Source organism: Streptomyces sp. NPDC002144, assembly GCF_053593695.1.
This window is the reverse complement of sequence record NZ_JBSFDB010000044.1, coordinates 49799-62293: the sequence shown is the minus strand read 5'-3', so window position 1 is coordinate 62293 and position 12495 is coordinate 49799. Positions and strand designations below refer to the sequence as shown.

The following is a 12495-nucleotide window of genomic DNA, read 5'->3' as shown; positions in this document are numbered from 1 at the left end:
GCGGAGGAGCGGGGGGGGGGGCGCCCCCCCGCCCCCCCCCCACCACCCACCCGTCCTCGATCTCCGGCGCCCCGGGGGGCCGGGCACAACACAGGGCCCCGGAACCGGCGCAGGGGTCCCGGGGCCCGGTCAGGGGGCGGCCGCCACAGAGCCGCCTGCCGCGGCCGTCATACGCGCCGCAGCACCGCCACCACCTTGCCGAGGATGGTCGCGTCGTCGCCGGGGATCGGCTCGTACGCGGAGTTGTGCGGGAGGAGCCAGACATGACCGTCCTCGCGCTTGAAGCGCTTCACGGTGGCCTCGCCGTCGAGCATCGCGGCGACGATGTCGCCGTTCTCCGCGACGGGCTGACGGCGGACCGTGACCCAGTCGCCGTCGCAGATCGCGGCCTCGATCATCGAGTCACCGACGACCTTCAGGACGAACAGCTCGCCGTCACCGACCAGCTGGCGGGGGAGAGGGAAGACGTCCTCGACCGACTCCTCGGCGAGGATCGGACCACCGGCGGCGATCCGGCCGACCAGCGGGACGTACGACGCGGCGGGCTTGCCGGCGGTGTCGGTGGGCTGCACGGTGGCGGCCTGGTCGGAGCCGCGCACCTCGTACGCGCGCGGGCGGTGCGGGTCGCGGCGCAGGAAGCCCTTGCGCTCCAGAGCCATCAGCTGGTGTGCGACGGACGAGGTGCTGGAGAGGCCGACCGCCTGGCCGATCTCCCGCATCGACGGCGGGTAGCCGCGCCGCTGGACGGAATCCCTGATGACCTCGATCACCCGGCGCTGGCGGTCGGTGAGTCCGGAGCTGTCCGCCCTGATGCCTGGAGGTCGGCCCGGCAGGGAGCGCTTGTGCCCCTCGGGATTCACGGTTTCGTTCATCGCATGCACCGGCTCGAGTCGGCCCTGGGAGCGGTCCTGGGCAGTGATGGTGGCACTGTCTGCGGTGGTGGTCACGTCGGCCCCTCTCGATGGTCTCCCTGCTGGACAACGGTAGTTGCTTTCGAAAGGTTGCGCCAAACACACGTTCGAGTGAAAAAACGCGGATCGCCTTACTTGATCATGTGTCTGGGTGTATGGCTAACGCGGCACCTGGCGGGCAAAAGGGCTCATTGTTGTACTCTTCACCGCCGGGGTGATGGCCTCGTGGGTCTGCGCCCAGTCTGCCATCCGGCGTGCCCGCAACCGGGAACCGGCCCCCATTTCTGCGGGAGTCGCACGCCCTCTCCTTGTGGCGCCCACGGTATCTCCCCACGTGCCGTAACGGTACGCCTGTGCGCGTGTGCATTCCGTGCGGCGGAGCAGTCGTATGGCACATGCCAATACATGCGCGACACGCGCGAACGGCGTGTATGTATGAGCCAATCCCCACATCTAGTGGTTGGATTGCAACAGCAGCCCAGAAGTTGTGGTCCCCCGGGTCTCCGGACCCATGGTCATCGCCTATGCTTGGGGCTGCTTCGAGGGGCCCATGGGGCTCAGCGAGGCTATTGAGTCTGCTGTGAGGAGGGTTGGAAGATCATGCACTGCCCCTTCTGCAGGCACCCCGACAGCCGCGTCGTCGACAGTCGTACGACCGACGACGGCACGTCGATCCGCAGGCGCCGTCAGTGTCCTGACTGCTCCCGTCGTTTCACGACGGTGGAGACGTGCTCACTGATGGTGATCAAGCGGTCCGGAGTCACCGAGCCCTTCAGCCGTACCAAGGTCATCAACGGTGTGCGCAAGGCATGCCAGGGACGGCCTGTTACCGAGGACGCCCTCGCCCAGCTCGGCCAGCGGGTCGAGGAGGCGGTGCGGGCCACCGGAAGCGCCGAGCTGACCACCCACGACGTGGGGCTGGCCATACTCGGCCCGTTGCAGGAACTCGACCTTGTCGCGTATCTGCGATTCGCCTCCGTCTACCGGGCGTTCGACTCGCTCGACGACTTCGAGGCCGCGATCGCGGAACTCAGGGAGGAGACGCGACCCGCCGGCGCGGACGACGACGTCCGCGAGGATGCCGGCGCGGGGAGCCGGGAAGACGACATCGGGCCCGGAGGGACCGCCCAGGTCCCCGAGCCCGCGCACGCCGCCGACTGATCGGCGGGCCGGAACGCGGGGCGCAAGCCCCTTTGTCCGGCCGGACGGCGGCGATCGAGACCTGTTGCGGGCGTAGCGAGTGGGTGCCCGCAACACCAGACAGAACACCGTGCCACGGGAACAACGGGGCACTTCAGGGCGTTTTAGCCCGTACAGGGAGGCGGCATGACAGAGACGGCGAGCGGTCCGGCACGGAGTTCCCGCGCCAAGGGCACCAAGGCGACCAAGGGACTGCGTATCGAGCGCATCCACACCACCCCCGGCGTGCACCCGTACGACGAGGTGGCCTGGGAGCGCCGTGACGTCGTCATGACCAACTGGCGCGACGGCTCGGTCAACTTCGAGCAGCGCGGCGTCGAGTTCCCCGACTTCTGGTCGGTGAACGCGGTCAACATCGTCACCAGCAAGTACTTCCGCGGTGCCGTGGGCACCCCGCAGCGCGAGACCAGCCTCAAGCAGCTGATCGACCGCATCGTGAAGACGTACCGGAAGGCCGGCGAGGACTACAAGTACTTCGCCTCGCCCGCCGACGCGGAGATCTTCGAGCACGAGCTGGCGTACGCCCTCCTGCACCAGGTCTTCAGCTTCAACAGCCCCGTCTGGTTCAACGTCGGCACCCCGCAGCCCCAGCAGGTGTCCGCCTGCTTCATCCTGTCCGTCGACGACTCCATGGAGTCGATCCTCGACTGGTACAAGGAAGAGGGCATGATCTTCAAGGGCGGCTCCGGCGCCGGCCTGAACCTCTCCCGTATCCGCTCCTCCAAGGAGCTGCTGTCCTCCGGTGGCAACGCCTCCGGCCCGGTCTCCTTCATGCGCGGCGCCGACGCCTCCGCCGGCACCATCAAGTCCGGTGGCGCCACCCGCCGGGCCGCGAAGATGGTCATCCTCGACGTCGACCACCCGGACGTCGAGGACTTCATCGAGACCAAGGTGAAGGAGGAGGAGAAGATCCGCGCCCTGCGTGACGCGGGCTTCGACATGGACCTCGGCGGCGAGGACATCACCTCCGTCCAGTACCAGAACGCCAACAACTCGGTCCGTGTCAACGACGAGTTCATGAAGGCGGTCGAGCAGGGCGGCAAGTTCGGCCTCCGCGCGCGGATGACCGGCGAGGTCATCGAAGAGGTCGACGCCAAGACCCTGTTCCGCAAGATGGCCGAGGCCGCCTGGGCCTGCGCCGACCCGGGCATCCAGTACGACAACGTCATCAACCACTGGCACACGTGCCCGGAGTCCGGCCGTATCAACGGCTCGAACCCGTGCAGCGAGTACATGCACCTGGACAACACGTCCTGCAACCTCGCCTCGCTGAACCTGATGAAGTTCCTCAAGGACGACGGCAAGGGCCACCAGTCCTTCGAGGTCGAGCGCTTCTCCAAGGTCGTCGAGCTCGTCATCACCGCGATGGACATCTCCATCTGCTTCGCCGACTTCCCCACCCAGAAGATCGGCGACAACACGCGCGCGTTCCGCCAGCTCGGCATCGGATACGCCAACCTCGGCGCCCTGCTGATGGCCACCGGCCACGCCTACGACTCCGACGGCGGCCGCGCCCTGGCCGGCGCCATCACCTCCCTGATGACCGGCACGTCGTACAAGCGCTCCGCCGAACTCGCCGCCGTGGTGGGTCCGTACGACGGCTACGCGCGCAACGCCAGTGCCCACAACCGCGTCATGAAGCAGCACGCCGACGCCAACGCCGTGGCCGTCCGCATGGACGACCTGGACACCCCGGTGTGGGCCGCCGCCACCGAGGCCTGGCAGGACGTGGTGCGCCTCGGCGAGAAGAACGGTTTCCGTAACTCCCAGGCGTCCGTCCTCGCCCCGACCGGCACCATCGGTCTGGCGATGTCCTGCGACACCACCGGCGTCGAGCCCGACCTGGCCCTGGTCAAGTTCAAGAAGCTCGTCGGCGGCGGCTCCATGCAGATCGTCAACGGCACGGTCCCGCAGGCCCTGCGCCGCCTGGGCTACCAGGAGGAGCAGATCGAGGCGATCGTCGCCCACATCGCCGAGCACGGCAATGTGATCGACGCCCCCGGGCTCAAGCACGAGCACTACGAGGTGTTCGACTGCGCCATGGGCGAGCGGGCCATCTCCCCGATGGGCCACGTGCGCATGATGGCCGCGATCCAGCCGTGGATCTCCGGCGCCATCTCCAAGACGGTCAACATGCCGGAGTCGGCGACCGTCGAGGAGGTCGAGGAGATCTACTTCGAGGCGTGGAAGCTGGGCGTCAAGGCGCTCGCCATCTACCGCGACAACTGCAAGGTCGGCCAGCCCCTCTCCGCGAAGACCAAGGAGAAGGAGAAGGCCGAGGTCACGGAGAAGGCCGAGGCGACCATCCGCGAGACGGTCGAGAAGGTCATCGAGTACCGCCCGGTCCGCAAGCGCCTCCCGAAGGGCCGCCCCGGCATCACGACGTCCTTCACGGTCGGCGGCGCCGAGGGCTACATGACCGCCAACTCCTACCCGGACGACGGTCTCGGCGAGGTCTTCCTGAAGATGTCCAAGCAGGGTTCGACTCTCGCGGGCATGATGGACGCCTTCTCCATCGCGGTCTCCGTCGGCCTCCAGTACGGCGTGCCCCTGGAGACGTACGTCTCGAAGTTCACCAACATGCGCTTCGAGCCGGCCGGTATGACGGACGACCCGGACGTGCGGATGGCGCAGTCGATCGTCGACTACATCTTCCGCCGCCTGGCGCTGGACTTCCTGCCCTTCGAGACGCGCTCCGCGCTCGGCATCCACTCCGCCGAGGAGCGCCAGCGTCACCTGGAGACCGGGTCCTACGAGCCGTCCGAGGACGAGGTCGACGTCGAGGGTCTCGCCCAGTCGGCGCCCCGTGCCCAGGAGCTGAAGGCCGTCGCCACGCCGCGTGCCGAGGTCCAGGCGGCCAAGCCCGCTCCGAAGCAGGCCCACACCAGCGCCGAACTGGTCGAGATGCAGCTGGGCATCCAGGCCGACGCCCCGCTGTGCTTCTCCTGCGGTACGAAGATGCAGCGGGCCGGTTCCTGCTACATCTGCGAGGGCTGCGGGTCGACCAGCGGCTGCAGCTGATGTGACCCAGCCGTCAGGGCGGTGGCACCGGGACTCCGGTGCCACCGCCCTTCGCGCTCTTCGGGGCGGGGCCGCCCCTGTCAGGACGCCGCCTTCGTGTGCTTGAGAATTCCACTTTCCCCACAGAAGGATCACAGGTTAGGCTCCCCCGGCGCACGACCGGCGCGAACATCGGGGTGGGGACGTGGGGGACATGGTCGACGAATTCGCCGACACCAAGCAGGACATGGGCAGCGAGCCCGTAATAGGCGGCAGCAAGCCCGAGAAGAGCGTGGACACGGGGGCTCAGGTCATCGCGGCGATCGTGGTGGTCGTGGGCCTCGCCGGCGCCCTGTGGGTCCTCGGGGGAGGCAGGGACGCGGCGGGTGACACCAAGCCCGCCGTCTGCGAGACCACGCATGACGCCAAATCGTCCAAGCACACCGCGGCACAGCTGTGCACGGCGCTCAACCGTTCCGACCTGCCGACGCTCCTCGGCACGCCGGACGAGCTGGCGATCAGTGCCAGCGGCAACGTGAGCACGTCCACCTCCGCCAACGGAACCAAGACGGATTTCCCGGAGGCGGACGTCGACCTGAAGACCTACTCCCTGGAGCTCTCCGCGTCCGACGACGACTTCCCGGTGTCGGAGCTGGCCGACTTCCTCGGCGACACCGTCCAGAAGAGGAGTTTGCTCGGCCACCCCGCGGTCCTCTACTCGGACCACACCACCGCCCTGCACTTCAACCTGGGCGGCGGCAAGGTCCACACGGGCCCCGGAGGCATCGCCCGCACTCTGATCGTCGCCAAGGACGCCAAGGACGGCGGCGGTTCCTTCGAGGTGTCCATCTGGCGCCAGGACTTCGCGACACCCGACGACGCGGCGCTGTTCCGCGTCGCCGAGAAGGTGCTGCCGACGGTCCCGGGGTGGACCGCCGGCTGACCGGAGGTCAGGACTGGTCGATCCGGCCCATGGTCCGGGTGAACGTCGCGGGGTCGTCCTCGTGACCGTGGACGCCCGGACGGAAGTTCCAGGAGCCCGACTCGTCCCGCACGAACTCCCCGACGGTGGCCGCCGTAGCCCCGAGGACGTCTCCGAAGTCGTCCTCGGCGAGCACGGTGTAGCCCTCCCGTATGCGCCACCCCGGGTTGATCACGCTGACGAAGGTCCGGTGTGCCGCGCGCTGCTGGATGACGACGCCGACGACCACGCGCGCGTACCGGTCGCTGAGCCGGTCCAGCTCCAGCGTCATGACCTCGTCCCAGCCGAAACCCTTGCCGTCCTTGCTGTCCCGGTTGAGGTAGATGGTGCCGTCGGGGGAGCGGCTGTCGAAGTGCACCACATAGGCCGGATCGCCGTCCGCGTCGCCCACCGGGTAGGTGGCGGCGACGATGTCCAGATCGGTGGGCGGCTGACCCGCCGGACTCGGATCCCACTTGAGGGCGATCTCGACCTTGCGGATCCCCTTGTTGACGCCGTTCACCACAGCTCCCCTTCCCCGTCTCCCCGTGTCCTCCTTGCGGCCCGAATTCCCGGGCGGACAAGGCCAGTTGTCCATCCTGCCATGTGTGCGCGCACGCGTGCGCGGGAGCTGTCCGCCGGAGCGTGACCGGCGCCACGCTCCGTGGCCTTACCATGGCGCGGTGCTGGTCAAGTGGATTCGCTGCACCGTGGTGGACCGCCGCGGGTTCGAGCGGGGGCAGCGGAAGTGGGCGGGGCTTCTGGGGGAGCCGGGGTTTCGGGGACAGGGTGGTGGCTGGAGCCGGGGGCGGCCGGGCGTGGCGCACATCTTCTCGTTCTGGGAGAGCCGTTCCTTCTACGACTCCTTCATGGCCCGTTCGCACGACCGGCTGGCGGCGGCCCAGTCCGGCACGTTCAAGGACGCCCAGGTGAGGCTCTTCGACTACCGCTTCGACGTGAAGACCGGCTTCGAACCGCGTTTCACGGACGCCGATCTGCTGCGTGTCGCCCTGTGCCGGGTGCACGAGGAACGGGCGGAGCACTTCACCCTCATGCAGGAGAAGGTCTGGAACCCCGCCATGGCCGGCTCCCCGGGCATGATCCGGGGGCTGTTCGGCGAGGCGCCTGGGCATGAGTTCCTGGTGCTGTCGATGTGGCGCTCGGCGGCCGAACACGGCAAGTACCGCACCGAGCGGGTGGAGCGGCTCGCGCTGCGGGCCCAGACGGAGGCGGACGTCGCGTCGCTCACCGGAGACATCGTGGCACTCGAGCCGACCTGGATCGTCTGAGGTGTGGGTTTGAAAAATGGACGCACAAATCGTGCGCTCGGGGGGTCTGTGACGCGAAAACTGTGTGACCTACGCCGTATGGGGTGGGTACGAGTGCTCGATCGGCCGTCACTCGATCTAGGGTCTTGGCATGGCACGACCACGGCGCATCGTCCTTGTCCGGCACGGAGAGTCAACGGGCAATGTTGATGACACCGTGTACGAGCGTGAACCCGACCACGCCCTCGCCCTGACCGACCGCGGCTGGCAGCAGGCGGAGGAGACGGGGAAACGGCTGCGTGAGGTGTTCGCGCGCGAGCGCGTGAGCGTGTATGTCTCCCCGTACCGCCGTACGCACGAGACCCTGCGTGCCTTCCATCTCGACCCCGACCTCATACGGGTCCGGGAGGAACCCCGGCTGCGCGAGCAGGACTGGGGGAACTGGCAGGACCGCGACGATGTCCGGCTGCAGAAGGCCTATAGGGACGCGTACGGCCACTTCTTCTACCGCTTCGCCCAGGGCGAGTCCGGCGCCGACGTCTACGACCGGGTCGGCGGCTTCCTGGAGAGCCTGTTCCGCAGCTTCGAGGCCCCCGACCACCCGCCGAACGTCCTTCTGGTGACCCATGGCCTGGCCATGCGGCTGTTCTGCATGCGCTGGTTCCACTGGACGGTCGCGGAGTTCGAGTCGCTGGCCAATCCGGGGAACGCGGAGATGCGGATGCTCGTTCTCGGGGACGACGGCAAGTACACGCTTGACCGTCCTTTCGAACGCTGGCGAGATCCGGAGCCGTACGGGATCACCGGATAGAGTGGCGGAACGATGACCCCTGACTCCTCTCACGAGCGCCTGGAGCGCGCTCTGGCCAGCCTGCGCGGACTGGCGGTGGGGGACGCGCTGGGCTCCCAGTTCTTCGTACCGGCGAACTATCCGCTGCTGCAGCGGCGTGAGCTGCCGCCGGGATCCTGGCAGTGGACCGACGACACGGAGATGGCCTGTTCCGTGGTCGCCGTCCTCGCCGCCCATGGCCGCATCCACCAGGACGCCCTGGCGCTCTCCTTCGCCGAGCACCATGACTTCGACCGCGGATACGGTCCGGCCGTCAACCGCCTGCTCCGACTGGTCCGCGAGGGCGGCGACTGGCGAGAGCTGGCGGCCGAGCTCTTCAACGGGCAGGGGTCCTGGGGCAACGGGGCGGCGATGCGGATCGCCCCGCTGGGCGCCTGGTACGCGGACGACCCGGAGCAGGCGACCCATCAGGCGGAGATCTCCGCGTACCCCACCCATCAGCACCGTGAGGCCGTCGTGGGTGCCATGGCCGTGGCCGCGGCGGCCGCGCTGGCCGCCTCACCCGGTGGCCCTCCGAGCCCGGAGATCCTTCTCGACCGTGTCATCGAGCTCGTCCCCAAAAGCGCGGTTGGTGCGGGCCTGCGGCGGGCGCGGGACATGCTCGACTACGACGATCCGGGCACCGTGGCGGCCGTGCTGGGCTGCGGACGGCGTACGTCGGCCCATGACACCGTGCCCTTCGCCGTGTGGTCGGCGGCGCGGGCGCTCGGTGACTTCGAGCGGGCGTTCTGGGCCACGGCCCAGGTCGGCGGGGACGTTGACACCACCTGCGCCATCGTGGGCGGTGTGATCGCCGCCGGGAAGGCGGGTGTGCCGCCGGCCGCGTGGGCGGATCGGACGGAGGCCCTGCCGGACTGGGTGCCCCACGTGACGTGACGCCCGCCTGAGGGGGCAGCCACGGATCCGCAAGGTCCGGTAGAAACTCTTCGTGTTCGTAGGGAACTCTGCGTAACCGCTCGTCCGTTGTCCCAGATGACGGTCCCACCTCGGGCGGGACGCAGCTGGGCAGGGGAGTGGGGGGTGGTCATGCGGTTGGCGTTCTGGTGCGCTGCGCGCGGTGTGCGGATGGCCGGGACGGCGTCCTCGCCGTCGGTCCCCTGGACCCGCCCCGGCCATCCGCGGCTCTGTGCGGGTGGCCGCTCAGGCCGCTCCCGAGGTCGCCGTCCCGGCGAGCGCCTCCAGGTCGCTCTTGCGGACCCGGATCACCAACCAGGCGGTGCCGAGAGCGAGTACGGCCATGGCCGCAGCCGCCACGAAGCCCATCGAGATGCCGTGGGCGAGCACCTCGTGGCCCCAAGTGCCGGGCAGCTGATGCGTCTTGGCGAACTCAGCCTTCTGCTCCGCCGAACCGTCGGCGAGGAACTTCGGCAGTTGCTTGCGCGCCTCGTCCCTGCTCGCCGAGCCGAACACCGTGGTCAGGATGGACAGGCCGAGCGAACCGCCCACCTGCTGCATGGCGTTCAGCAGTCCGGAGGCCGCGCCCGCCTCGTGCTGGGCGACGCCGGAGACCGCGGTCACCGTGAGCGTCACGAAGTTGAGGCCCATGCCGAAACCGAACACCAGCATGGGACCGAGCACTCCGCCCGCGTACGAGCTGTCGGAGCTGATCAGCGTCTGCCAGGCAAGCCCGGTCACCGCGAGGGCCGAACCCGTGAGCATGAACGGCTTCGGGCCGAGCACCGGAAGGAAGCGCTGCGACAGCCCCGCGCCGATCGCGATCACGACCGTCACCGGCAGGAAGGCGAGGCCGGCCTGGATGGGGCTGTACCCCAGCACGTTCTGCACGAAGAGAACGATGTAGAAGAACATGCCGAACATTGCCGCGGCCAGGCTGAGCATGATCACGTATGTGCCGGAGCGGTTGCGGTCGGCGAACATCCGCAGCGGGGTGATCGGTTCCTTGGCCCGGGACTCGACGAGGGCGAAGGACACCAGGAGGATCACGGCGGCCGCGAAGGAGCCGATGGTCAGGCTGTCCCGCCAGCCGTCGTCCGCCGCGCGGATGAAGCCATAGACGAGGGACGCCATGCCGGCCGTCGAGGTCAGGGCACCGGCGATGTCGAAGCGTCCGGTGTGGCGCTCGGACTCGTTGATGTAGAGCGGCGCGAGCAGGGCGATCACCACGCCGATGGGCACGTTCACGAAGAGCACCCAACGCCAGTCGAGCCACTCGGTGAGCATGCCGCCCGCGAGCAGGCCGATCGCACCACCGCCCGCGGAGACCGCGGCGAAGACCCCGAAGGCCCGGTTGCGCTCGGGCCCCTCCGGGAACGTCGTGGTGATCAGTGCCAGCGAGGTGGGCGACGCGATCGCGCCACCCATGCCCTGCAGGACACGGGCGGCCAGCAGTTGCCAGGGCTCCTGGGCGAGTCCGCCGAGCAGCGAGGCGAAGGTGAAGAGCAGGATGCCGGTCATGAAGACCCGGCGACGGCCGAGGATGTCGCCGGCCCGGCCGCCCAGGAGCAGCAGGCCGCCGAAGGTGAGTGTGTAGGCGCTGACCACCCAGGTGAGGTCCGTGGTGCTGAACTGCAGCGCGTCTTGAATGTGCGGGAGCGCGATGTTCACAATCGTCGCGTCGAGTACCACCATGAGTTGGCAGGCCGCGATGACCGCGAGCGCGATACCGGGATGCCCGTCCCGGCGCGCCGCACCTGGCTTCTGGTCCTTGATCAATTGAGAGGTTGTCACTATGGATCCCCCACGAATACGTTAGTGAACGCTCGCGTTCACTGCCGCGTCAACCGTAGTGAGTCCCCGATAGTGAACGCAAGCGTTCACTTAAATTGGCGTCGCGCGGCGAGTCCCCCGTCGTTGCCGCGCGGTTCCACTCCACCCCCGAAACCCCTGCTCCCCATGCTCGCTGGAGACACTCAGATGGTTACCTCGCGCTGGACGGCCGCCCCCGCTCAGGCGGCCTCCCTCCGTCGGCGCGGCGCCGTACTCGAACGCGCCATCCTCGATTCCGCCCTGGACCAGCTCAGTACGGTCGGCTGGAACGGCCTCACCATGGAGGGTGTCGCCGCAGGCGCCCAGACCGGAAAGGCCGCGGTGTACCGGCGCTGGCCCTCCAAGGAGGACCTCGTCGCCGACGCGCTGCAGGCCGGACTGCCCCGGTTCGAAGAGGTGCCCGACCTCGGCAGTGTGCGCGAGGACCTGCTCGCCCTGTGCCGCAACGCGCGCGACGCGATGTTCTCGCGCCCCGGTTCCGCCGTCCGCTCTGTCATTCACGAGTGCGATCCGATGCAGGCCGAGCGCTTCCACAGTGTGATCTTCAACGGGATCGTGGAGCCCACGGTCAAACTGCTCCATGAGGTCATCGAGCGGGGAATAGAGCGGAACGAGGTGCGGCCCGACGCGGCGAACAGCTATGTCTTCGATGCCATCCCGGCCATGATGATGTACCGCAACAAGATGCGCGGAAGCGAATGGCCGGACCGTGACATCGAGGAGATGATCGACCGGTTGATGGTTCCGCTGCTGCGCCCCAACGGCGCCTGACGGCAGGGGCCGTCGCTCCTGACATGACTTTGGCAAGGCGGGGTGTCGCCGGGTGATCCGCGGGGCGTACGCTAAGGGCGCCATGCCGTACGAACCACCTACTCACACCGTCGAGCGCTCACTCCGCGCCACGACCGGGGCGAAGATCATTGCCGGTGTCGACGAGGTGGGGCGCGGCGCGTGGGCCGGCCCCGTCACCGTCTGCGCGGCGGTCACCGGACTGCGCCGGCCCCCCGAAGGCCTCACCGACTCCAAACTGCTCACCGTCAGGCGGCGCACCGCGCTCGCCCAGGAGTTGGAGAAGTGGGTGACTTCGTACTCACTGGGGCACGCCTCCCCAGAGGAGATCGACGACCTGGGCATGACGGCCGCCCTGCGACTGGCTGCCGTACGGGCCCTGGAGACCCTTCCGGTCCGGCCGGACGCGGTGATCCTGGACGGGAAGCACGACTACCTGGGGACCCCGTGGAGGGTCCGTACGGTCATCAAGGGCGACCGTTCGTGTGTGGCGGTCGCGGCGGCTTCGGTGATCGCCAAGGTTCAGCGCGACAAAATGATGGCCGAACTGGGTATCGACCATGCAGACTTCGGTTTTGCGGACAATGCCGGGTATCCGTCGCCCGTGCACAAGGCCGCACTGGAGGTGCGGGGTCCCACCCCGTACCACCGGTTGTCGTGGGCGTATCTTGATGCGCTGCCCCAGTGGCGTCACCTCAAGAAGGCCCGCAGCTGGGCGGACGGAAGCGTTCCGGAGATCGAGGGGCAGCTCGGCTTCGATTTCTGACGATTCCGCTCGCCCTCAGGTGC

The 12495-nt window shown here is 68.5% G+C and carries 11 protein-coding genes; 8 read left to right on the top strand and 3 right to left on the bottom strand.

What is annotated here, in order from left to right:
- Positions 1-167 precede the first annotated feature (167 nt).
- Positions 168-947, bottom strand: coding sequence for a transcriptional repressor LexA (gene lexA / locus ACWCQ1_RS41115; RefSeq protein WP_358604898.1), 780 nt, complete (start codon positions 945-947; stop codon positions 168-170).
- A 564-nt stretch (positions 948-1511) separates the two neighbouring features.
- Here lexA and nrdR point away from each other — a divergent pair.
- From nrdR to ACWCQ1_RS41100, 3 genes are all read left to right on the top strand, one after another.
- Entirely contained in the window at positions 1512-2072 is a 561-nt protein-coding gene (nrdR, locus tag ACWCQ1_RS41110) for a transcriptional regulator NrdR (protein ID WP_133046168.1), read from the top strand.
- A 165-nt stretch (positions 2073-2237) separates the two neighbouring features.
- Positions 2238-5132 (top strand): vitamin B12-dependent ribonucleotide reductase, encoded by a 2895-nt coding sequence (locus ACWCQ1_RS41105; protein WP_133046167.1) that lies wholly within the window; start codon positions 2238-2240, stop codon positions 5130-5132.
- A gap of 193 nt (positions 5133-5325) precedes the next feature.
- On the top strand, positions 5326-6054 hold the full coding sequence (locus ACWCQ1_RS41100) for a DUF6215 domain-containing protein (RefSeq protein WP_451028742.1): 729 nt from the start codon (positions 5326-5328) through the stop codon (positions 6052-6054).
- Positions 6055-6061: 7 nt separating this feature from the next.
- On the opposite strand, the gene ACWCQ1_RS41095 is transcribed toward ACWCQ1_RS41100, so the two are convergent.
- Positions 6062-6595, bottom strand: coding sequence for a TerD family protein (locus tag ACWCQ1_RS41095; RefSeq protein WP_451028741.1), 534 nt, complete (start codon positions 6593-6595; stop codon positions 6062-6064).
- 160 nt (positions 6596-6755) lie between these two features.
- Here ACWCQ1_RS41095 and ACWCQ1_RS41090 point away from each other — a divergent pair, with 160 nt between their 5' ends.
- The 3 genes from ACWCQ1_RS41090 (at position 6756) to ACWCQ1_RS41080 (ending at position 9066) form a co-directional block, all read left to right on the top strand.
- A complete protein-coding gene (locus tag ACWCQ1_RS41090) occupies positions 6756-7361 on the top strand; it encodes a YdbC family protein (protein WP_133046165.1) in 606 nt (201 codons plus the stop codon).
- A gap of 130 nt (positions 7362-7491) precedes the next feature.
- Positions 7492-8151: a histidine phosphatase family protein gene (locus ACWCQ1_RS41085; RefSeq protein ID WP_133046164.1), complete on the top strand. Its 660-nt coding sequence runs from the start codon at positions 7492-7494 to the stop codon at positions 8149-8151.
- A gap of 12 nt (positions 8152-8163) precedes the next feature.
- Entirely contained in the window at positions 8164-9066 is a 903-nt protein-coding gene (locus ACWCQ1_RS41080) for an ADP-ribosylglycohydrolase family protein (RefSeq protein WP_358604887.1), read from the top strand.
- A gap of 264 nt (positions 9067-9330) precedes the next feature.
- Here the strand turns inward: ACWCQ1_RS41080 and ACWCQ1_RS41075 are convergent, their stop codons facing one another.
- Positions 9331-10878: an MFS transporter gene (locus ACWCQ1_RS41075; RefSeq protein ID WP_451028740.1), complete on the bottom strand. Its 1548-nt coding sequence runs from the start codon at positions 10876-10878 to the stop codon at positions 9331-9333.
- 186 nt (positions 10879-11064) lie between these two features.
- Between ACWCQ1_RS41075 and ACWCQ1_RS41070 the strand changes: the two genes are divergently transcribed.
- Both ACWCQ1_RS41070 and ACWCQ1_RS41065 read left to right on the top strand, forming a co-directional pair.
- Positions 11065-11688 carry a TetR/AcrR family transcriptional regulator gene (locus ACWCQ1_RS41070; protein WP_133046161.1) on the top strand — a complete coding sequence of 208 codons (624 nt, stop codon included), beginning with the start codon at positions 11065-11067 and terminating at the stop codon, positions 11686-11688.
- Positions 11689-11770: 82 nt separating this feature from the next.
- Positions 11771-12472 (top strand): ribonuclease HII, encoded by a 702-nt coding sequence (locus ACWCQ1_RS41065; RefSeq protein ID WP_358604881.1) that lies wholly within the window; start codon positions 11771-11773, stop codon positions 12470-12472.
- The last annotated feature ends 23 nt before the right edge of the window (positions 12473-12495 follow it).

Excerpts from the sequence above, each read along its gene's own strand:
- ACWCQ1_RS41100 (WP_451028742.1), top strand. The coding sequence starts at position 5,326 with ATGGTCGACGAATTCGCCGACACCAAGCAGGACATGGGCAGCGAGCCC.
- nrdR (WP_133046168.1), top strand. The coding sequence starts at position 1,512 with ATGCACTGCCCCTTCTGCAGGCACCCCGACAGCCGCGTCGTCGACAGT.
- ACWCQ1_RS41085 (WP_133046164.1), top strand. The coding sequence starts at position 7,492 with ATGGCACGACCACGGCGCATCGTCCTTGTCCGGCACGGAGAGTCAACG.
- ACWCQ1_RS41070 (WP_133046161.1), top strand. The coding sequence starts at position 11,065 with ATGGTTACCTCGCGCTGGACGGCCGCCCCCGCTCAGGCGGCCTCCCTC.
- ACWCQ1_RS41105 (WP_133046167.1), top strand. The coding sequence starts at position 2,238 with ATGACAGAGACGGCGAGCGGTCCGGCACGGAGTTCCCGCGCCAAGGGC.
- ACWCQ1_RS41065 (WP_358604881.1), top strand. The coding sequence starts at position 11,771 with ATGCCGTACGAACCACCTACTCACACCGTCGAGCGCTCACTCCGCGCC.
- ACWCQ1_RS41080 (WP_358604887.1), top strand. The coding sequence starts at position 8,164 with ATGACCCCTGACTCCTCTCACGAGCGCCTGGAGCGCGCTCTGGCCAGC.